Source organism: Sandaracinus amylolyticus (assembly GCF_000737325.1).
Classification (GTDB): domain Bacteria; phylum Myxococcota_A; class Polyangia; order Polyangiales; family Sandaracinaceae; genus Sandaracinus; species Sandaracinus amylolyticus.
In genome coordinates, this window is record NZ_CP011125.1 from 6,838,729 (window position 1) to 6,859,152 (window position 20,424).

Here is a 20,424-nt window from a genome sequence, read left to right on the forward strand (position 1 = left end):
CGGGTGAGAGATAATGGGCCGCGCGTGGTCTCTCTCCGCATCTTCCTCGCGCGGCTCCGGCAGGTCGGGGACTCGCCGCGCGCGCTCGCGCTGCTCGCGTCGATCTTCCTGCTCGCGTCCGCGGTGTTCCTGCTCGGATCGCTCGACACCGAGGAGCACTCGATCCGGCTCACCGCGGGTGATCAGCGCGGGCGTCGCACCGAGGTCGCGGAAGCGCTGCGCGCCGAGGCGGAAGCGCACGAGCTGACGCTCGAGATCGTGCCCGCCGCGGGCTCCGAGGATGCGCTCGAGCGGCTCTCGCGACGCGAGCTCGACGCCGCGCTGATCCAAGGCGGGTTGCCCGCGTCCGACGAGGTGCGCGAGGTCGCCGCGATCGCGCTCGAGCCGCTGCACCTCTTGGTGCGCGGAGACGTCGCGATGGAGTCGCTCGGCGATCTGCGCGGTCGGCGGGTGAACCTCGCGCCGCCGGGAAGCGGGACGCGCGGGCTCGCGCTCGAGGTGCTCGCGCTCGCGCACCTCGAGCCGAGCCGCGACTTCCAGGAGACGCAGCTCGACTACCGCGAGCTCGAGTCGACGCCCGCCGAGCGCTTGCCCGACGCGATCTTCCACGTGTCCGCCCTGCCCTCGCCGCTCGCGTCGTTCCTCGTCGACGAGCGCGGGTACCGCCTCGCTCCGCTGCCCTTCGCCGACGCGATCGCGCTGCGCAACGTCGCGGTCTCGCGAGGGCGCATCCCGGCGTACGCGTACGGGGCCGACGCGCCCGCGCACGACCTGCCGACGCTCGCGACGCGCATGTTGCTCGTCGTGCACCGCGACACGTCGGAGGAGGTCGTGAAGCGCTTGCTCGAGTCGCTCGCGTCGCACTCGTTCGGCGCGAGGGCGCGGATCGCGCGCGCGGAGATCTCGGCGCTGGTGGCGCAGCCGGAGTACCCGCTGCACGCGGGCACGCTCGAGTGGCTGCACCGCAACGACCCGCTGCTCACGCCGGAGCTGATGGAGGGCATCGAGAGCCTGCGCAGCTTCCTCGTGTCGCTGGTGGTCGCGGGGATCCTCGCGTTCCGCTACTGGCGAAGGTCGCGGGTGAGCGGGCTCGATCGCTTCTTCGCGGAGGTGTCGCGGATCGATCGCGAGGCGCTGGCGCTCGAGCGCGAGACGCACCTCGATCTCGCGCGCATGGTCGGGCTGCGCACGCGACTCGGGGAGACGAAGACGCGCGCGCTCGAGGCGTTCGCGCGCGGTCAGGTGCACTCGGAGGAGCTGCTCTCGAGCTTCCTCGTGCACGTGACCGACGTGCGCTCGCACCTCAACGCGATGATCCTCCACGAGCGCGATCGCATCGAGAAGCGCGCGCGCGCGATCGGACGTGACGAAGAGGCGGCGCTGCGCGAGATGTGGGAAGAGGCGCTCGCCGACGTGCGCGCAGACCGAGAGAAGCGATCGTGAGCCTCGAGGATCTCGTCGCACGTGCGATCGATCGGCGCGGCGCGCTCCTGTCGCGGATGGAGCGAGAGGAGACCGACTGCGTCCGGCTCTTCCACGGCGCGACCGAGGGCGCGCCGGGGCTCGCGATCGATCGGTATGGGCCGGTGCTGCTCGCGCAGACGTGGCGCGACCCGCTCGAGCCGGGCGCGCTGGAGCGCGTGCACGCGACGGTGACGCGCGCGCTGGGGATCGACCTCGCGCCGTGCTGGAACCATCGCGGCCCCTCGCGGCGAGAAGGCGTGCGCGGGAGCGACACCAGCGATCCGCGGCTGCACGCGCCGGAAGGTCGCGAGCTCGGCGCCAAGTACGACGTGCGGCCGCGCCATCGCGGGCAAGACCCGCTGCTCTTCCTCGATCTGCGTGTGGGACGACGCTGGGTGCGCGCCGAGAGCGCGGGGCGCAGCGTGCTCAACCTGTTCTCGTACACGTGCGGCGTGGGCGTGGTCGCGGCGCTCGGCGGGGCGCGCGAGGTGTGGAACGTCGACTTCGCGGCGTCGGCGCTCGAGGTCGGCCGGGACAACGCGCAGCGCAACGAGATCCGCTTCGAGACGATCGAGGACGACGTGATCCCGGTCGTGCGACAGCTCGCGGGGCTGCCGGTGAAGGGGCGCGCGACGCGCCGCGGGTTCACCAAGCGCGAGGCGCGCACGTTCGACGTCGTGGTGCTCGATCCGCCGCGCTGGGCGCGCACGCCGTTCGGCGCGATCGACGTCGTCCGCGACTATCCGAGCTTGTTCAAGCCGGCGGTGCTCGCGTGCGCGCCGGGCGGCGTGGTGCTCGCGACGAACCACGTGCCGACGGTCGAGCGCGACGAGTGGCACGCGGTGCTGCGGCGCACCGCCGAGAAGGCCGGGCGCGGCATCGCGCGCATCGACGAGCTGGTGCCCGAGGAGGACTTCCCGTCGTTCGACGAGCGGCCGCCGCTGAAGATCGCGGTGGTGAGGCTCGCGTGAACCTGGTGCTGATCGAGCCGGACGAGCTCGATGCCGAGCAGCGCGTCGTGCTGCGCGATGCGCGCGCGGTGCACCTCGTGCGGGTGCTCGCGGTGGTCGCGGGCGTGCGGGTGCGCGTCGGCGTGATCGACGGCGCGATCGGGCTCGGGGAGGTCGAGCGGGTCGAGCGCGACGAGGTGGTGCTGCGGTGCGTGCTCGAGCGCGAGATCCCAGCACGGCCGCGGGTGGATCTGCTGCTCGCGCTGCCGCGCCCGAAGGTGATCGGGCGGCTGTACGGCGCGCTCGCGCAGCTCGGGATCGGGCGGCTGATGCTGACGAACGCGGCGAAGGTGGAGCGCTTCTACTTCGACGCGCACCAGCTCGATCCCGCGTACCGTCGGGCGCAGCTGATCGAGGGGCTCGCGCAGGCGCGCCACACGCGCGTGCCCGAGGTGAGCGTGCACAAGTCGCTGCGCGCGCTGGTCGAGGACGAGCTCGACGTCGTGGCGCCGCGCACGACGAGGCTGCTCGCGGATCCCGGCGCGCATCCGTCGCCCCACGCGCGCTGTGCGGGGCTCGAAGGGCGCGTGGTCATCGCGATCGGGCCCGAGGGCGGGTGGAACGACTTCGAGCGCGCGCTGCTGGTGTCGCGCGGGTTCGAGCCGGTCGCGATGGGCGCGCGCACGCTGCGCACCGACACCGCGTGCGTCGCGCTGCTCGCGCTGGTCCACGACGCGCTGGGCACGTGATGAGCTTCGACGAGCTCGTCCGCGAGTATCGCGCGACGTGGGCCGAGCGCGCGGGCCGACCGGACGATCGAGCGCCCGATGATCGCCTCGACGCTCGACAGCGAGCGCTCGTGGCGCGTGCTGCGACGCAGCTCTCCGATGTCGGTGCGGTCATCCGCGCCCTGCGGGATGACGACGCGACGGTGCGCGCGTTCGCGCTCTCGGCCTTGGAGCATCGGAACGACTACCCGCACGTGCTCGTCATCGCGGCGGTCGAAGCGGCAGCGCGATGTCGCTCCGAGCGCGCGATCGCGCATGCCGCGCGCGTGCACGGCGCCGCGCGCGTGCTCGATGCGCTCGCGCGTGCGCTCGACGCGGGCCTGCTCTCGCAGCCGAGCGCCCGCGTCCTCACCTACTGGGTGCGTGATCGCGCGGACGAGGACCCCGCACACGTCGCCGCTGCGGCGCGCTCGTTCGCGTGGGCGCTCTGGCAGTCGCGCGACGCCGCTCCCGGCGCGCGCAGCGCGAGCGAGCCAGTCCCCGAGACGATCGTGCAGCTGCTTCGGTGCGACGACTCGCGCGAGCACCGCGCGGCGTTCGCGCGCGCCGCCGACGCGCACCTCGGGTGCGGACACTGGCTCGCGTGGGCATGGCTGGAGCGCACGGACGCACATCCGGGCGCCGTCGCGGCAGAGCTCTCCGCCGCGATCGCGACTCCGCTCGTTCGTTCGATCGCATCGGCTGCGATCACGCTGCGTGTGATCCCGACGGCGGGAGGGCTCGCCCGTGCGCGCGACGTCGTGCGTGAGATTCGAGCCGCGATCGCCAGCGGCGTCGAGGTCACGCAGGTCCGGCGCGAGCTCGATCCCTTCCGCACGTGATCGCGCCCTCGTGGGCCCATGGGCCGCCCAGGTGTGCGCAGCCGCGCGAGAGCGCGGAATTCGAGGAGAATCGCCGGGCACGACGGTTGCGATGGGGGTGCGGCCATGAACACCCCACGTACTCTCGTCGCCTCGCTCGTCTTCGCCCTCACGCTCGCGCTCGCGCCCGCCGTCCAGGCGCAGTCTCTCGACGCCTACTCCTCGCCGGCGCTCGCGCTCACGCCGCCGACGCCGACGACGGTGCACCACGCCGATCGCGGGCTGGTCATCGCAGGCGCGACGACGCTCTCGGCCGCGTGGGGCCTCAACACGATCGGAGCGGCCCTCGGCACCGCGGCGATGCAGTTCAGTGACTCGCAGGACTTCGAGATCCTCTACGGCCTCTCGTTCGTCCCGGTGGCAGGCCCGGTGTTCTGGGGCGTGACCGCGCTGACGATCGACTCCTCGTACTCCGTGCTCGCGGCGATCGCGTTCATCGACGCAGGCATCCAAGCGCTCGGGCTCGGCATGCTGATCGCGGGGCTGATCGGCGTCGACGAGCCGGTGGGCCAGATCGCGGAGGGCGTGACGATCACGCCGGTCGCGTCCGCGGCGTTCGGCGGCGCGATCCTCGAAGCGCAGTGGTGACGCGCGGCGCCGTCGCGCGCGCGATGCTCGCGCCCGACGAGCGCTACTGAGGCGGATTCGGCTCGGCCGTGCTCGGCGTCGTGGTCTCGGCGCCGGGCACGCACGCGGGCTGGAGCACGCGCTCGGTGCGCTGGGCCTCGGGCATGGTCTCGAGCTCGCGATCGGCCTCGAGGATGCGCTGCGGGACGTTGCCGAGCGCGCGATCGAGCGCTGTGCGATCCGCGCTCGGATCGGGCTCGACCGCGCGCACGGCCGCGAGGCGCGCGGTGGGATCCTCCGCGCACGTCGGCGCCCACGCGACCCATCGCAGCGGGCGACCGAAGCCCGCGGTCTCGGCGAGCACCCAGTAGGTGCGACCCGCCTCGACGGTGCCGCCGACGACGTACGCCGAGGCGCCCACCAGCGCGTAGAAACGACGCGTGCCGGGCTCGACCTCGAGCGTCGTGAACGTCCGCTGCGCGAGCTGTCCGACGTACTGACCGCGCTCGTCGACGACGCTGATCACGTCGCGGTACGCGCCCGGCATCGCGAGCACCACGCGCGCACGTCCTTCGCTCGGCGCCGTGATCTCGCGCGAGCTCGCGTCGCGCACCAGCGGGCGCGCGGCGCCGCACGCGGCGAGGCCCATCACGACGATGAACGCGATGCCGATCCTCATGCCTTCTTCCTCCGCTTGCGCGCCGGCGCGCTGCCCTCGTCGTCGAGCGGCTCCATCTCGAGCCCGATGAGCTTGAACACGTCGACCGGCATCGCGTACGCGATCTGCACGCGACGCGCGGCCTCGCGCACCTCGGGCGTGTCGGGCGCGACGATCGGCTTCACGCCGTGCTTCTTCAGTGACGCGAGGGTCTCGCCGAGCTCGAAGAGCTCGCTCGCGTGGGTGAGCACGTCGATCGGCTTGAGCGGCTGTCCTCGCCGCCCTTCCTTGAGCTCCTGGATCAGCCTGCGCCGACGCTTCTCGGTGCGTCCGTCGAGCCCGCCGTTGCCGCTCTGCCCCTGCGCGAAGATCGTGTTCAGCGCGCGCGCCGAGCGCCGCTTCTCCACCGCCTCGGGGCTGCCGCGCCCTTTCGATCGAGCTCGTGCCATCGTGCCTCCGCGGCCGTGACATAGCAGACGAGCGCGCGCGCGTGCGCGCATGGCATCCTCGGCTGCTCACGTGTCCGCGCCCGAAGGTCTCTCGTTGCTCTCGCTCGGCGCGCTCGCGCTCGTCGTGCTCACCGCGTTCACCGTCGAAGCCGCGCTCGGCTTCGGTGCGACGCTGATCTCCGTCGCGCTGGGATCGATGTTCGTGTCGATCGACGCGCTGCTGCCGTCGCTCGTGCCGCTCAACCTCGGCATCTCGCTGTGGCTGGTGTCGCGCTACTGGCAGCAGGTGGACGTCGCGTTCCTGCTGCGACGCCTCCTGCCGCCGATGGCGCTCGGTCTGCCGTTCGGCATCGCGCTCTATCAGGTGGCGGACGCGTCGCTGCTCAAGCGGCTCTTCGGCACGTTCCTGATCGTCGTCTCGGCGCTCGAGCTGCATCGCGTGCGCAGCGCGCGCGGCGCCGATCCCGCGCCGCTCTCGCGCGTCGTCGAGATCGCGATGGGCGTCGCGGGCGGGATCGTGCACGGCGCGTTCGCGACCGGTGGGCCGATGGCGGTCTACGTCACGAGCCGCGCGATCGCCGACAAGGGCGCGTACCGCGCGACGCTGTGCGTGCTCTGGTTGGCGCTCAACCTGGTGCTGCTCGTGAGCTACGGCGTCTCGCACCAGCTCGATCGCGGCGCGCTCGTGCTCACGGGCGCGCTCGTCCCTTCGTGCGCGATCGGTCTGGTGCTCGGGGAGATCGCGCACCACCGCGTCCCGGTCGCGACGTTCCGCGCCGCGGTGTTCGTCGCGCTCGCGCTCGCCGGCGTGATGCTGGTCGTCCGCGGATAGGAAGATCGCGCCGGGGGACCGTATTAGAGTGAGTCGTCCATGACCGGCCTCACCAGCGAGCCCACGCCCGCCGCGCTCCGACTGCGCATCACCGCGGGCATCCTCTACGCGGCCGCTCGCTTCGTGCCGGTGCCGCTCGTCGACGATCTGGTGCGCCAGCAGATCGCCGCGTGGATGGTGCGCTCGAGCGTGCCGACGACGATGTCGAAGGGCGCGATCCAGCCGCTCTGGGCCGACGACTCGGGCTGCGTCGGGGGCTGCCTCGGCGCGCTGCTCTGGCTTCCGATCAAGCTGCTGCTCTTCCCGATCCGGAAGATCCTCTCGATCGTGCTCGGCGTGCGGTGGGTCAGCCGCGACCTCGCGGAGATGCTGCTCCTCGGGCGCGTCATCGATCACGCGCTCGCCGTCGGGCTGCTCCAGGACGCGCGCGACGTCGCCGAGCAGACGCAGCAGAGCCGCGAGATCCGCACCGCGTTCGACGTCGCGCTCAAGGCGACCGACACGACGTTCCTGAGCGCGCTGATCGCGACCGCGCTCGGCCCGGTGCGCGGGCTCGTCGCGGCGGCGATGCGCACGCTGCGATCGCTCCGGCGCAGCGGGGCGGACACGCCGACCCTCGAGGGCGGCGACAAGGCGACGATCGAGACCTCGGTGTCGCGCATCGAGGCGGTGCTCGCGCAGCCCGAGGTGAAGCGCTTCCTCGCGGAGTTCGACGCGCGCGTGCTCGAGAACCTCGAAGTGCTCGCGAAGCGCCGCGCGCCGACGGTCTAACCCTCGAGCGCCGAGAGGAACGCGTCGGCCCACGACGCGCTCGTCGTGCGGTGGACCATCGCGAGCAGCTCGGCGTGCCGCGCGCGGCGCTCCTCGAGCGACATCGCGAGCGCGCGCGCGAGATCGTTCGCCATGCCGTCGCGGTGGTACGGGTTCGTGCACAGCGCCGCGGCGCGCATCTCCTCCGCGGCTCCTGCGAAGTGCGAGAGCAGCAGCACGCCGGGATCGTTCGCGTCCTGCGCCGCGACGAATTCCTTCGCGACGAGGTTCATGCCGTCACGGAGCGGCGTGACCAGCGCGACGTCCGCCTCGCGATACAGCCGCGCGAGGTGGGTGCGCCCGTACGATCGATACACGTACCGCACGGGGACCCAGTGCGCCTCGCCGAGCGTGCCGTTGATGTGCCCGACGAGCGCCTCGATCGCGGCCCGCTGCGCGGCGTACTCGGGCACGTCGGAGCGTGAGGGCACCGCGACCTGGATCATCGAGACCTGCCCTCGCAGCGCCGGATGCAGCTCGAGCATGCGCGCGAACGCCTCGAGGCGCTGCGGGATGCCCTTCGTGTAGTCCAGCCGATCGACGCCGAGCACGAGCTGGCGATCGCCCATCGCGGTGCGCAGCTGCGCGAGCTCTTCGTCGACGCCCTCGTCGTCCTCGGGCGACTCGAACGGCGCGGGGTCGATCCCCAGCGGGAACGCGCGCGCGCGCACCACGCGGCCCTGCACGCGCAGCGCGTCCTCGGCGATCCGCTCGGCGCCCGCGAGCTCACGCGCGCACGCGAGGAAGTTCGCCGCGAAGCGCCGGGTGTGGAACCCGAGGAGATCGAACGCGAGCAGCGCGCTCACGATCTCCGGCGCCCACGGCATCGTCTCGAGCAGATCGAGCGGCGGGAACGGGATGTGGAGGAAGTGTCCGAGCCGTCCGGTGAAGCCGCGCCGCCGCAGCGCCGCGCCGACGAGCAGCAGGTGATAGTCGTGCGCCCAGATCGTCCCGTTGCGCGAGGTGACGCGCGACGCGGCCTCCGCGAACACCTCGTTCACCTCGACGTACGCGGCCCACTCGTCGTCGGCGTAGCGCGCGCGCTCGGGCAGCGAGTGGAAGAGCGGCCAGAGGCTGCGGTTCGCGAAGCCGTTGTAGTAGAGCTCGTGCCAGCGCGGCTCGAAGTCGAACGACGCGCGCGCCGGCACGACGCTGCGATCGATCGCGAGATCGCGGTGCTGTCCCGCGCGCGCGCGGCCGCTCCATCCGAGCCAGAGCCCACCGCGCGCCGCGAGCGCGGGCTCGAGCGCGGCGACGAGCCCACCGACGTTGCGCGTGCGCGCGTCGCCGCTCGGCGCGGCGTCGGGCATGCGGTTCGAGATGACGACGAGCGGCGGGCCGTCGTCCGGCGAGACCGCGGCGCGGCGACGGGGCAGCGGCGGAGGCGGCTGAGAGTCCGACGAGCCGATCGTCACGTCGCGGTGGGCGACAGCGCGATGACGCGCGCGAGCGAGCCATCGCAGCAGCGCGCGCACCTCGCTCGGTCCCTCGAGCCGCGCGGCCGCGCGCGTCGTGCGCTCCGACGGGCTCACCAGCACCGCGACGTCGTGCTCGTCGAGCGACGCGAACGTGTCCTCGTCGGTGAGGTCGTCGCCGAGCGCGAGGAGCCGCGCGCCCGGCCCGAGGCGCTCGCGGAGCCAGGGCACGGCCGTGCCCTTCTGCGCGCCTCGATGTCGGACCTCGAGCGCGTGATCGGCCTCGAGCAGCTCGTACTCCGGGTGCTGCGCGATCCATCCGCGGATCGCGTGCGTGGCCTCGACCACGAGCGCCTCGCGCGACGACGCGGACACGCGCCGGTAGTGCAGGCACACCGACCACGTCTTCGGCTCCGCGAACGCGCCGGGGTACGCACGCGCGAGCGCGGCGAGCGTGCGCTCGATCCCATCGGGCGGCGTGCCGACGAGCGGCAGCGGTGACCAGCCGCGCTCGTCGCGCCGCCACGCGCCGTGCTCGGCGACGAGATCGATGCCTTCGATCCCGCCGACACGATCGTCGAGCGACGCGCGCGGTCGCCCGCTCACGACGACGACGCACGTACCGGGTGCGCGCGCGAGATCGCGCAGCACGCTCGCGACCTCCGCGTCCGACTGCGCTTGCTGCGGCGTGCTCGCGATGGGGATCAGCGTGCCGTCGAGGTCGACGAGCACGCCGAGCGTGGGCACGGTCGCCAACGCTCGGATCGGCTCCGGGCTCGTGGGCTCCACATCGCCTGACATGGTCCCGCCGAGCGCGGAGACGACCACCGCGCGCTCGTTTGCGGTTCGCGGCTCCGCCGCGAAGTGCCACGTCAGGGGATCGCGACGTCCGCCATCGAGAAGTCGACTTGCGCGCGCTCCGCGCGACGTGCGCTCCAGCCACGACGCAGATCGCGACGTGCCGCGTCGTGCACCACCGGGTCGGCGCGCAGCGCGAGGCAGCGACGCCAGTCCGCCGCCGCGTCCTTCTTGCGTCCGGCCTGCGCGTGCGCGCGCGCTCGCCAGAGGTGCATCGCGGCGCGGCGCTGCTCGTGCGGATGGCCGATCTCGAGCGCGCTCGACATCGCGCGCGCCGCGCCGTCCGCGTCGCCGATCTGCAGCGCGCAGAGGCCCTCGAGGAAGTGGTAGAGCGCCTGGCGCGGCTGCAGCTCGATCGCGCGCCGCATCTCGGCGCGCGCCGCGCCGACGTCGTGCTCGTCGAGGTACTGCACGTACGCGCGTCGGTAGTGCTCGAACGCGGCGCGCGCCTCGGCGCTCTCGCGCGACGTCGTGTCGATCGTGCCCGCGCGCGGATCGTGATCGGCGTGCTCGAGCGAGAACGGCACGAACGATCCCTCGCTCGTCGGCGCCTCGCCGGTGCCGACCCACACGACTCCGTCCTCGGGACGGAACACGACGGAGCCCACCGTCATCACCATCGAGATCGCCTCGCTGATGCGGCACGCGTCGTGGCCCGGATCCGCGAGGATCTCCGCCATCCCCTGCGGATCGAGCGTTCCGCGACGCTGCGCGAGGAGCTCGTTCGCCTTGCGATGGCGCGCCTCGTTGTGGCGCCAGTACGAGCCGTAGAGGTTCACCTCGGTGTCGCCGAGCTCTTCGTCGAGGTAGACGTTCGCGTAGCCGAACGTGCTGCGCTCGCGCGCGGGCTTGAACGCGGCGTGACGATCGGGGTTCTCCTCCCAGCAGAGCACCTCCTTCGTCTTCCCGTCGGTCACGAGGTACGTCCAGCACCCGACCGGGCGGTGCGCCGAGAGGATCGCCTCCGCGTCCGCGATGCTCTTCGCCTCGCGCATCACGGTGTCGCCCGCGACCGCGATCGGCGTGCCGCCGAGGCGCGCGCGATCCGTGAACATGTGCTGGTGCACGGTGAGCGTGAGGCCCGCCTCGTTCATCGCGGTGATCCCGCCGAGCGGCACGCCCGCGCTCGCGATCGAGACGTAGCGCTGCCCGCGATCGGGCTCGTGGAAGATCACCGCGGCCTCCTGCGGCCAGCACGACACGCCGTGGTAGTCGAAGTTGCGCGCGTGCAGCAGCTTGCCGTCCTTCGTCGCGTCACCCCACGCGATCGCCGACGTGCAGCCGAGGCCGAGCGAGATGCGATGCGCGACCGCGGGCCCGGGCGCGTGCACCTTCATGAGGCTCGACGCGAGCCACAGCAGCGCGTCCGGCATCGTCGCGCCGTCGACGAGATCCTGGTACGGCATGCCCGATCCCTCGGCGAGCCCGCGCAGCGTCTCGCGCGCGAACTCCGGGATGCGCGACGCGACCCGACGCCCGACGAGCATCTGCAGCGTCGGCCACACCGCGTGCGAGAGCGCGCCGAGCTGCGAGCGGCCCACGAGCTTCGTGAAGTGCGCGCGGTAGTACGGCATCGGGCCGCGACGGATCTGATCGCGCATCAGCGCGCCGTGCTGCTCGCCCATCTCGCGGAACGAGCCGGACAGACGGATCACGTGCAGGCCCTGGGTGCGCCGGTGCGCGCCTTTGCCGTGCTTGCGCCAGGCGGGTTGCTCGGTGGTCGACGCGTTCGGGACGGCAGGCGCGTGATCGAGGAGCGAAGCAGTCATCGGGATCCCCCTTTCGGCAGAGCGAGGTCGAGCGGCTCGCCGGACGCGAGCGCAGCAGCAGCGAGGAGGCGCGGCGTGGCCCACGCGTGGTAGGCGGCGACGAGCGCGCGCACCGCGTCGGGATCGCGGCGTCGGATGAGGTCGACGAGCAGCGCGATGCCCTGCGTGTACGCGTCGAGCGTCGGCCGCATCGAGCCGAACACCGCGTCGAGGTCGCGCACGACGAGCTCGTTCCAGTGCGCGAGCATCTCGAAGAGCGGGTTCTTGGTGGCGCGCGCGACGAGGATCGGGAGCTCGAGCCGCACGTGATCGATCGCGCTGGGATCGCGCGCGGCGCGCAGCCGGGCGACGAGCGCGTCGAGCGCGTCGAGATCGGCGTCCTCACGGCGCAGCGCCGCGAGCTCGGTCATCTGCGCGTCGAGCCCGGCGCGGATCTCGAGCAGCCCCGCGAGCACGTGGCGATCGATGCGACCGTCGCGTCGCTGCAGCATCGCGCGCAGGACCTCGGGCGAGAGCGAGCGCAGCGGGTCGAGCACCTCGGTGCCGCGGCGTCGCGTGGGCTCCACGAGCCGATGCACCTCGAGCAGCTTGATCGCCTCGCGGACGACGCTGCGGTTCACGTCGTAGCGCGTCGCGAGCTCGTCCTCGCGAGGCAGGAGCGAGCCGACCGCGATGTCGCCGGCGACGACGCTTTGAAGCAGGTCGTGCGCGACCAGATCGGCCTTGCGCGTGGCGCGCGCCGCCGGTCGTCGCTTCCGAGCCCCCGCCCCGCCGCCGTCCATGTCGGATCAAATACATCCGACATATCGACATCACAACCCATCAATCGTCATCGTTGTGCCACCGCCGAGCACGATGCCTGGGGGCTGGCCACCACACGCCGGGTGTTCTCGACGCACGACACCGTCCCGTCGGTGCTCGGCGGCCCTCGGCGACCGCGCAGCGGGTCCGTTTCGGTGATCGGCGGCACCGATTCGGCGATCGGCGGCCTGGTTTCGGTGCGCGCCGGCCTCGTTTCGGTGCTCGGCGGTCTGGCGGCGGTGCGCGGCGGCCCCGCGGGGGACCGACGTCGGGCTCGCGGGCGAGCGCGCCGGGGTCGCGACGCCGAGAGGCGGCCTCGCCGACGAGCAGGGCGGCCCACACGGCGCGCGCGCCGGCCTGGTTTCGGTGCGCGCCGGCCTGGTTTCGGTGCGCGCCGGCCTCGCGACCGGCGGCGCCGGGCTGACGAGCGAATTCCCCGATCAGAGCTGCGCGCGCAGCTGCGCGAGCACCGCCGCGGGGGCGCGCACCTTGAGGCGCGTGCCTTCGTCCTCGTGCGTCTCGTCGAGCACCCGCGCGCTCTCGTGCACGCGGTTCACGATCGCGCTCTTCGCGTACGGCACGAAGAGCTCGTCCTCGACCATGTCGCGCTCGAAGAACGCCACGATGCGCTCGCGCACCGTCGCGACGTCGTCCTTCGAGCGCGCGCTCACCTGCATCGCGTCGGGGTACTCGATCGCGAGCGCCTCGCGCGCCTGCGCGTCGATGCGATCGACCTTGTTGAGCAGCACGAGCGAGGGCGCCTGGTCCGCGTCGATCTCCGCGAGCACGCGCTTCGTCACGTCGAGCTGCGCGCGGAACGCAGGGTCGCTCGCGTCGACCACGTGCACGAGCAAGCTCGCGTCGCGCGCCTCCTCGAGCGTCGAGCGGAACGACGCGACGAGGTCGTGCGGGAGGCGATCGATGAACCCGACCGTGTCGCTGACGAGGATGCGCGGGCGCGTCTCGGGCGCGAGCGCGCGCACCGTGGTGTCGAGCGTCGCGAAGAGCTCGTCCGCGACGTACACCTCGCCGCCGGTGAGCATCCGGAACCACGACGACTTGCCCGCGTTCGTGTAGCCGACGAGCGCGAACGTGTCCCCGCGCTGCACGCGGCGCGCGCGGCGCACGTCGCTCTCGCGCTGCACCTGCGAGAGCTCGTTGCGCAGCTCCGCGATGCGATCGCGGATGCGGCGCCGATCGAGCTCGACCGCGCTCTCGCCCGCGCCCTTGCCGCCGATGCCGCCGCGCTGGCGATCGCCGCCCGCGCCCGCCTCGCGCAGCCGAGGCGCGAGGTACGTGAGCCGCGCGATCTCGACCTGGATGCGCGCCTCGCGGGTGCGCGCGTGGCGCTGGAAGATCGACACGATCACCGACGTGCGATCGAGCACCTCGGCGCCGGTCGCGCGCTCGAGGTTGAGCGCCTGCGAGGGCGCGAGATCGTGATCGACGAGCACCACCGTCGCGCGCGGCTCGCCGGTGGGCGCGACCGCTCCGGCCTCCTCGGCCTCGTCTTCCGGCTCGTCGTCGGCCTGGTCGATCTTGCGCTTCTTCTTCTGCGGCGCGCCGCTCGGCACGATGCCGGTGCCGCCGGTCCACGACGCGAGCTCGACGAGCTTGCCCTCGCCGAGCACCGCCGCGGGCGCGAGCGCGCTGCGCTTCTGCGTGATGCGCGTGATCGGGAGCAGACCGAGCGTGGTGCCGAGCCGCTCGAGCTCGATCAGCGAGGCCTCGAACTCGACGTCGTCGACGCCGGGGAGCTGAACGCCGACCACGACGGCGCGCGGTCGGCCCTGGAGGTCGCGGCGCGAGCGCGGGAGGCCTTCTTCGTCGTGGGTTGCCATGCGGAGCCCGGAGATGTCGCACCGCGATCGCGCGACGCAAGGCGCGGCGACGCGACGAGCACGCCGCGACGTGCGGCGGCATCGGGGTGGGCGGCACCGTCGTGCTCGCGCGCCACACGCCGTGGGCCGGCGACACGAGCCGGGCGGGCGAAACGGCCGCCTCACCGGTGTGGTCGCGACGGCCACGGGGCGCGACCGAGGCGGCCGAGAGTTCCCCTGGCGCGCGCGCGACGTGCGGATGTAACCTTCGCCGCCCCGCGGCGGTCTCGGATGGGCCCAGGGGTGCACGCCTTTCGCAGCGGCAGTCCGGGGCCTTCGTCGTTCCGCCGTCCGAGTTGGTTCGTCTCTCGCAGGGCCCACGGGCGGGACAGATGTCGGCATGGTGACCGCGTTCGCGCAGGACAGTCGCGACCTGGCGCTCGAGCTGCACCGACTCCTCGGCGAGCTCGATCGGAGTCGTTTCCGCTGGCGTGAGCACGTTCGCGCGCTGCCCGCGCGGCTCGCGCGCGTGCAGGAGGCGCTGCGCGAGCTGGTGCGCCGCGACGATCCCGAGGCGGTCGCGGCGCCCGCGCTGCGAGAGCGGCTGGTGGACCTCGAGGGCACGCTCGAGCAGCACGCGCCGAAGAGCGATCTCCGCAGCGAGTGGCTCGCGTTCCGCGCGCGCGTGATGCCGAAGTACGAGGAGCTCGCGTCGTCGCTGCGCGCCGCGTCGATCCACGTGCCGAGCCTGCGCCCGAAGAACTACGCGCGGAACGCGTTCCACGTGTTCAACGCGACCGCGTCGCTCACGATCCTCGAGCTCGTGCCCTCGTGGGACGTGGTGATCGTGATCGCGTGGGCGGGCGCGCTCGCCGGATGGACGATGGAGGCGTCGCGGAGGATCTGGCCGCGCGCGAACGACTTCATGATGAAGCTGTTCGGGCCAGTCGCTCATCCGCACGAGGCCCATCGCGTCAACTCCGCGACGTACTACGCGACGTCGATCGCGATCCTCGCGAGCACGCGCGAGCTGATCCCGTGCGCGCTCGCGCTGGTGACGCTCGGGCTCGGCGATCCGATCGCGGCGATCGTGGGACGTCGCTGGGGGCGCGTGCGCTGGGTGAACGGCCGCTCGGTGGAAGGCACGCTCGCGTTCGTGGTCGCGGCGTGGATCGGCGGCGTCGCGCTGATGATCGGCGTGCACGGCGCGGGATGGGCGCCGGCGCTCGCGGTCGCGGGCGCGGCGGCGCTGCTGGGCGCGTTCGCGGAGCTCTACAGCCGCAAGGTCGACGACAATCTCGCGATCCCCGTGATGGCGTGGGTCGGCGCGTTCCTCGCGGGCATCGCGGTCGGATAGTCACGCGGACGCGTGGACGCCGGTCGTGGGCCGCGCCGGGAGCTCGACGGTGAACGTCGAGCCTCGACCGATGGCGCTCTCCACGCGGACGGTCCCGCCGTGCGCCTCCGCGAGCCGGCGCACGATGTACAAGCCGAGCCCGAGGCCCGCGTAGTGGCGCGAGCTCTCGGCGCGCGCGAAGCGATCGAAGATGCGCCCGATGTGATCGGCGCCGATGCCGATGCCGCGGTCGCGCACGAGGATCCGCGCGACGTCGCCGTCCAGCTCGACGATCACGTCGACGGGCTTGTGATCGCCGAATTTCACCGCGTTCGCGACGAGGTTCGTGACGATCTGCTCGATGCGCATCCGGTCCCATCGCCCTCGCGCCGAGCCGCGGACCTCGAGCTGAAGCGGCACGCCGGCGCGCGCCGACTCCTCGCGGTGCGCTTCGACGACCTCTCGCGCGACCTCCGCGAGGTCGACGTCGGTGAGCGAGAGCGCGAGCTTGCCCCCCTCGATGCGCGTGACCTCGAGCAGCTCCGCGACGAGGCGCGCGAGCCTGCGGATCTGGCGCTGCGCGAGCTCGAGCGAGCGGACGGCGTGGGTGGGCTCGAAGCGACCGGCGCGCGCCGAGAGCAGCAGCGACTGGATCGACGCCAGGAGCGGCGTGAGCGGCGTGTTGAGCTCGTGCGACGCGAGCATGAGGAACTCGTCGCGCATCCGAACGGCATCGGAGAGCGCCGCCCTCTCGCGACGCTCCGACTCGAGCTGCACCGCCGCGAGCTGGAGCTCGTGGTTCCTCGCCTCCGCGCGCGCGAGACGCTCGCCCTGCCGCCGGATCAGCTCGCGCTGCTGATGGAGCTCGACGAACGCGGCGACCTTCGCGCGGAGCACGAGCGGGTCGAGCGGCTTGAGCATGTAGTCGATCGCGCCGGCCTCGTAGCCGCGGTACGCGCTCGCGAGGTCGATCGCGTCTGCGCTGAGGAACACGATCGGCGTGAAGCGCGTGCGCGCGCGCCGTCGCATGAGGTGCGCGACCTCGAAGCCGTCCATGCCGGGCATGCGCACGTCGAGGAGCACGAGCGCGAACGTGTCGTCCTGGAGGAGGTGCCGGAGCGCCTCCTCGCCCGAGCGCGCCTCGACGAGCCGATAGTCGGGCGCGGCGAGGCTCGCGCGCACCGCGAGGAGGTTCTCCTCGCGATCGTCGACGACGAGGATCCGCGCCGGCGGCAGAGACTCCTGCTCGGCCTCGCTGGCCGCGTGCTGCTCGCGGTAGGGCATGCGCCTCCTCAGACGGCTTGCGCGGCGATGACGGCCACGTCGGCGGGCTTCGTGAGTGAGTCGGAGCTCGCGCGCCGCGCTCGATCGGCGCGCTCGTCGAGGGCGGTTGCCTCACCGGCCCACGCGCCTGTGGCGCGCTCGACGCGCGCGCGCTGCGAGGCAGCCCCGTCGCGCAGCGCACGCGCGAGGCTCGCGCGCGCCGGGATCCTGCGTTCTCCGCGCGTCGTCGGATGCGCCGGGACGCGAGCGCGGCCCACGAGCGCGAGCAGCGCGCGCCAGCACACCGCGAGATCGGGGCTCCCGACGACGGCGCGGCGGGGTCCTGCTCCGGCCGTCATCGCCGACGGCGGCTCCGTGTGCGTCGATGCCGAGCCCATGGCAACCGTCGCAACAAGCACCGTCCGTGCCCCCGGCGGTTGCCGAGTGCCACGGTGGCGGCTGGCCTCTATCGCTTCGTGAGCTCGACCAGCAGCGCGCCCGCGCCGCCTTGCGCTTGCGGCGCGGTGCAGAACGCGATCACGAGCGGTGCAGCGCCGCCCTCGGTGAGCGCGCCGACGACGACGTCCGCGAGGACGCCGTTGCCGTCGTCGCTGTGCAGTCCCTTGCCGTGCACGATGAGCACGCGACGGAGCCCGTGACGCTGCGCATCGCGCACGAACTTCGTGACCCGATCGCCCGCGATCGCGGCGCGGATGCCGTGGAGATCGAGCGTCGCCTCGGAGCCGACGGTCGCGCGATAGAGCGCGTCGATGAGCGAGGGCTTCGCGTCGCGACGGATGCCCTCGATCCAGCCTTCTTCGCGGTGCACGTCGAAGTGCACGCCGCCGGCGACGAGCGACGCGAGCCGCGCGCGCGCGGCGGCGTCGCGGTTGCGCTCCTCGGGCTTCGGCGGGCTCGGCGGCGCGGCGACGGCGCCGAGACGACGCGGTCCACGACCGGCCATCGGACGCACGCCGGCGAGCGCGTCGAGGTACGCGATCCGATCGTCGCCGCGCAACGTCTCGGAAGGACGGCCCTCGAGATCGCGCGCGGGCGTCGTCGTGATCGGCGCGGCGGGGCGCGGCGGAGGAGGCGGCGGCTCGGGCTTCTTGGGCTCGGGCTTCTTCTTCGCCTCGGGCTTCGCGAGCTCCACGCCCTTCAGCAGATCGCGCATCGAGGTGCCCACGGGCGGAGGCGCCGGGGCCTTCGGCTCGGGCTCGAACTCGGAGACGCGCTTCTTCTTCCTCGCCATCGCCAGGGCAGTATATCGGCGCCGAGTCAGTCCGCCTCGAGCGCGAGGAGCTCGTCCCCGCGCTCCATCGAGCGGATCCACACGGTGAGATCGAACGCGAGCAGACCGACGCCCTGCGCGGCCATCGCGACGCCGTAGCCTTCGAGCGCGGGCTCGCGCGTGTCGAGCAGGTTCGCGATCACCGCGAGCAGGACCCCGGTCGCGACGTAGAACACGTCGAGCCCCGCGTTCACCGCGAGCACCGTCGCGCTCGCGTACTGATCGCGCGCCAGCGCGCGGGTGCGCGCCTCGCGCGTCGCGCCGCGCAGGAGGCGATCGTCGTCGATGCTCCGCGCGAGGCCACCGCCGAGATCGAGCATGCCGAGCGAGAACGCCGCGTTCACCGCGCCCCACCCCGCCGTCCCGAGGCCCGCGCCGAGCCACCACGGATCGTCGTGACCGACACCGGCCGCGACACCGCCGAGCACCACGCTCGCGAGCCCGAACGTGAGCAGCACGAGGCCCTCGTCGATGCGCTCGCCGCGGTGGGAGAGACGCAGCGTCGCGAGCCGCTCGACCGCGAGGTCCTCGCGCGCGAGCGTCTGCGCCGAAGCGGCGCCTGGAACCGACACGACGAGCAGCGCGGCGAGCGCGAGCGTGTGGGTCGTCATGGTCGCGCGAGCATACCTTTCCGATCGCAAAATCGCGTGCTAAGAGGCGCGCGCCCGCGGTCCCGCGGGTGCGGAGGACCGATGGATCGGCAGGCCACGATCGCGACGCTCGCAGCCACTTGCACGCGCCTGCGGCGCGACATCCTCGAGATGATCACCCACGCAGGCAGCGGCCATCCGGGCGGCTCGCTCTCGGCCGTGGACCTGATCGAGACGCTCTACTCGAAGCACCTGCGGCAGGGCGCGCAGCGCGCGAACGACCCGGCGCGTGATCGCTTCGTGCTGAGCAAGGGGCACGGCGTGCCCGCGCTCTACGCGGTGCTCGCGCACCACGGCTACTTCTCGCGCGACTTGCTGCCGACGCTGCGCAAGCTCGGCTCGCCGCTGCAGGGCCACCCGGTCGTCGGCACCGTGCCCGGCATCGAGGCGTGCACCGGCTCGCTCGGTCAGGGCCTCTCGGTCGCGGTGGGCATGGCGCTCGGCGCGCGCCTCGACGGAAACGGCGCGCGCATCTGGTGCATGATGGGCGACGGCGAGATCCAGGAGGGCCAGGTCTGGGAGGCGATGATGAGCGCCTCGAAGTACCGGCTCGACAACCTCGTCGCGATCGTCGACTCGAACAAGGCGCAGATCGACGGCCTCGTGAAGGACGTCATGCCGCTCGAGTCGATCGAGGAGAAGGCGCGCTCGTTCGGCTGGCTGACGACGCGCATCGACGGGCACCACTACGGGCACATCCTCGACGCGTACGAGTGGGCCGAGAAGCCCGAGGGCGCGCCGAAGCTGATCGTGGCCGACACGATCAAGGGCAAGGGCGTGTCCTTCATGGAGAGCGAGCTCGTGAAGTGGCACGGCGTCGCGACGAACAAGGAACAGCTGGAGAAGGCTCTCGCGGAGCTCGATCCGGAGGTGCTGGGATCATGAGCGAGCAGAAGGCAGTCGCGTCGAAGCCCAAGGCGTCCCGTCAGGCGTTCGGCGAGGTGCTCGCCGAGCTCGGCGCGAAGCACACGGATCTCGTGGTGCTCGACGCGGATCTCGCGAAGAGCACGAAGAGCGAGCTCTTCGCGAAGAAGTTCCCCGAGCGCTTCTTCGAGATGGGCATCGCCGAGCAGAACATGGTCGGCGTCGCGGCGGGCCTCGGGCTCGCCGGCAAGAACGCGTTCTGCTGCTCGTTCGCGTGCTTCGTCGCGGGGCGCTTCGAGACGATCAAGATCTCGGTCGCGTACTCGGGCGGCAACGTGAAGATCGTCGGCACCCACGCGGGCGTCGGCATCGGTCCCGACGGCTACTCGCAGATGGGCCTCGAGGATCTCGCGCTGATGCGCACGCTGCCGACGATGGAGGTCTATCAGCCGGCGGACGAGCTCGAGACGCGGCAGATCGTCGAGTACCTCGCGACGCATCGCGGCGCGGCGTACCTGCGCCTCACGCGCCAGGACCTCACGCCGGTGCACGGCCCCGGGTACGAGTTCGCGCCCGGCAAGCTCGACGTGCTCGCGGAGGGCAAGGACGTCGCGATCCTCGCGACCGGTGGCCCGACCTTCCACGCGGTCGACGCGCGCAAGCAGCTCGCGGCGGCGGGCATCGACGCGGCCGTGATCAACGTGCCGAGCATCAAGCCCTTCGATCGCGAGGGCATCGCGGCATGGGCGAAGAAGGTCCCGCTCTTCGTGAGCGTCGAGGACCACAACGTGCTCGGCGGCATGGGCGGCGCGGTGGCCGAGGTGCTCGCGGAGGTCGCGGGAGCGCGCGCGCGGCTACACCGCCACGGCATCCCCGACGTGTTCGGCGAGAGCGGCGAGCCCGAGGATCTCTATCGCAAGTTCAAGCTCGACGCGGACGGCATCGTCGCCGTCGTGCGCGAGCGGCTCGGTCGCTGAGC

At 72.7% G+C, this 20,424-nt stretch carries 19 protein-coding genes; 10 read left to right on the forward strand and 9 right to left on the reverse strand.

Translation table 11 applies throughout. The features are described from left to right. The first annotated feature begins 24 nt into the window (after positions 1-24). From DB32_RS28905 to DB32_RS28925, 5 genes are all read left to right on the forward strand, one after another. On the forward strand, positions 25-1,443 hold the full coding sequence (locus DB32_RS28905) for a TAXI family TRAP transporter solute-binding subunit (RefSeq protein WP_053235869.1): 1,419 nt from the start codon (positions 25-27) through the stop codon (positions 1,441-1,443). Next, positions 1,440-2,435 (forward strand): class I SAM-dependent rRNA methyltransferase, encoded by a 996-nt coding sequence (locus tag DB32_RS28910; protein ID WP_053235870.1) that lies wholly within the window; start codon positions 1,440-1,442, stop codon positions 2,433-2,435. The genes DB32_RS28905 and DB32_RS28910 overlap by 4 nt, the downstream gene beginning before the upstream one ends. Further along, entirely contained in the window at positions 2,432-3,163 is a 732-nt protein-coding gene (locus DB32_RS28915; protein WP_053235871.1) for a 16S rRNA (uracil(1498)-N(3))-methyltransferase, read from the forward strand. The genes DB32_RS28910 and DB32_RS28915 overlap by 4 nt, the downstream gene beginning before the upstream one ends. Next, positions 3,163-4,023, forward strand: coding sequence for a hypothetical protein (locus DB32_RS28920; protein ID WP_053235872.1), 861 nt, complete (start codon positions 3,163-3,165; stop codon positions 4,021-4,023). The genes DB32_RS28915 and DB32_RS28920 overlap by 1 nt, the downstream gene beginning before the upstream one ends. Before the next feature lie 105 nt (positions 4,024-4,128). Then, complete coding sequence (locus tag DB32_RS28925) at positions 4,129-4,650, forward strand: hypothetical protein (protein ID WP_053235873.1); 522 nt, start codon at positions 4,129-4,131, stop codon at positions 4,648-4,650. Between the two features lie 43 nt (positions 4,651-4,693). Here DB32_RS28925 and DB32_RS28930 read toward each other — a convergent pair whose 3' ends face one another. Both DB32_RS28930 and DB32_RS28935 read right to left on the reverse strand, forming a co-directional pair. Beyond that, complete coding sequence (locus DB32_RS28930) at positions 4,694-5,308, reverse strand: hypothetical protein (RefSeq protein ID WP_053235874.1); 615 nt, start codon at positions 5,306-5,308, stop codon at positions 4,694-4,696. Continuing rightward, positions 5,305-5,736, reverse strand: a complete 432-nt coding sequence (locus tag DB32_RS28935) for a hypothetical protein (RefSeq protein WP_157069512.1) — start codon at positions 5,734-5,736, stop codon at positions 5,305-5,307. Before DB32_RS28935 ends, DB32_RS28930 begins: the two co-directional genes overlap by 4 nt. Positions 5,737-5,806: 70 nt before the next feature. On the opposite strand from DB32_RS28935, the gene DB32_RS28940 reads away from it, so the two are divergent. Then, positions 5,807-6,568, forward strand: a complete 762-nt coding sequence (locus tag DB32_RS28940) for a sulfite exporter TauE/SafE family protein (RefSeq protein ID WP_053235876.1) — start codon at positions 5,807-5,809, stop codon at positions 6,566-6,568. A gap of 39 nt (positions 6,569-6,607) precedes the next feature. Next, positions 6,608-7,339: a hypothetical protein gene (locus tag DB32_RS28945; protein WP_053235877.1), complete on the forward strand. Its 732-nt coding sequence runs from the start codon at positions 6,608-6,610 to the stop codon at positions 7,337-7,339. On the opposite strand, the gene otsB is transcribed toward DB32_RS28945, so the two are convergent. From otsB to hflX, 4 genes are all read right to left on the reverse strand, one after another. Beyond that, positions 7,336-9,540 carry a trehalose-phosphatase gene (gene otsB / locus DB32_RS45755; protein WP_240481369.1) on the reverse strand — a complete coding sequence of 735 codons (2,205 nt, stop codon included), beginning with the start codon at positions 9,538-9,540 and terminating at the stop codon, positions 7,336-7,338. The genes DB32_RS28945 and otsB overlap by 4 nt on opposite strands. Before the next feature lie 125 nt (positions 9,541-9,665). After that, on the reverse strand, positions 9,666-11,420 hold the full coding sequence (locus DB32_RS28955) for a C45 family peptidase (RefSeq protein ID WP_053235879.1): 1,755 nt from the start codon (positions 11,418-11,420) through the stop codon (positions 9,666-9,668). After that, the gene (locus tag DB32_RS28960; RefSeq protein ID WP_053235880.1) at positions 11,417-12,202 is read right to left on the reverse strand and encodes a FadR/GntR family transcriptional regulator; all 786 of its coding nucleotides are present in this window, start codon (positions 12,200-12,202) and stop codon (positions 11,417-11,419) included. The genes DB32_RS28955 and DB32_RS28960 overlap by 4 nt, the downstream gene beginning before the upstream one ends. Before the next feature lie 459 nt (positions 12,203-12,661). Next, complete coding sequence (hflX, locus tag DB32_RS28965) at positions 12,662-14,062, reverse strand: GTPase HflX (RefSeq protein WP_053235881.1); 1,401 nt, start codon at positions 14,060-14,062, stop codon at positions 12,662-12,664. Positions 14,063-14,441: 379 nt separating this feature from the next. Here hflX and DB32_RS28970 point away from each other — a divergent pair, with 379 nt between their 5' ends. Continuing rightward, complete coding sequence (locus DB32_RS28970) at positions 14,442-15,398, forward strand: diacylglycerol/polyprenol kinase family protein (protein ID WP_053235882.1); 957 nt, start codon at positions 14,442-14,444, stop codon at positions 15,396-15,398. On the opposite strand, the gene DB32_RS28975 is transcribed toward DB32_RS28970, so the two are convergent. The 3 genes from DB32_RS28975 to DB32_RS28990 form a co-directional block, all read right to left on the reverse strand. Then, entirely contained in the window at positions 15,399-16,661 is a 1,263-nt protein-coding gene (locus DB32_RS28975; protein ID WP_053235883.1) for a hybrid sensor histidine kinase/response regulator, read from the reverse strand. Positions 16,662-17,106: 445 nt separating this feature from the next. After that, positions 17,107-17,892 carry a Smr/MutS family protein gene (locus tag DB32_RS28985; protein WP_053235885.1) on the reverse strand — a complete coding sequence of 262 codons (786 nt, stop codon included), beginning with the start codon at positions 17,890-17,892 and terminating at the stop codon, positions 17,107-17,109. Positions 17,893-17,918: 26 nt separating this feature from the next. Then, positions 17,919-18,542 carry a DUF6992 family protein gene (locus DB32_RS28990; protein ID WP_053235886.1) on the reverse strand — a complete coding sequence of 208 codons (624 nt, stop codon included), beginning with the start codon at positions 18,540-18,542 and terminating at the stop codon, positions 17,919-17,921. Positions 18,543-18,623: 81 nt separating this feature from the next. Between DB32_RS28990 and DB32_RS28995 the strand changes: the two genes are divergently transcribed. Both DB32_RS28995 and DB32_RS29000 read left to right on the forward strand, forming a co-directional pair. Then, positions 18,624-19,466 carry a transketolase gene (locus DB32_RS28995; protein WP_053235887.1) on the forward strand — a complete coding sequence of 281 codons (843 nt, stop codon included), beginning with the start codon at positions 18,624-18,626 and terminating at the stop codon, positions 19,464-19,466. Continuing rightward, positions 19,463-20,422, forward strand: a complete 960-nt coding sequence (locus DB32_RS29000; protein ID WP_053235888.1) for a transketolase family protein — start codon at positions 19,463-19,465, stop codon at positions 20,420-20,422. Before DB32_RS28995 ends, DB32_RS29000 begins: the two co-directional genes overlap by 4 nt. Positions 20,423-20,424 lie beyond the last annotated feature (2 nt).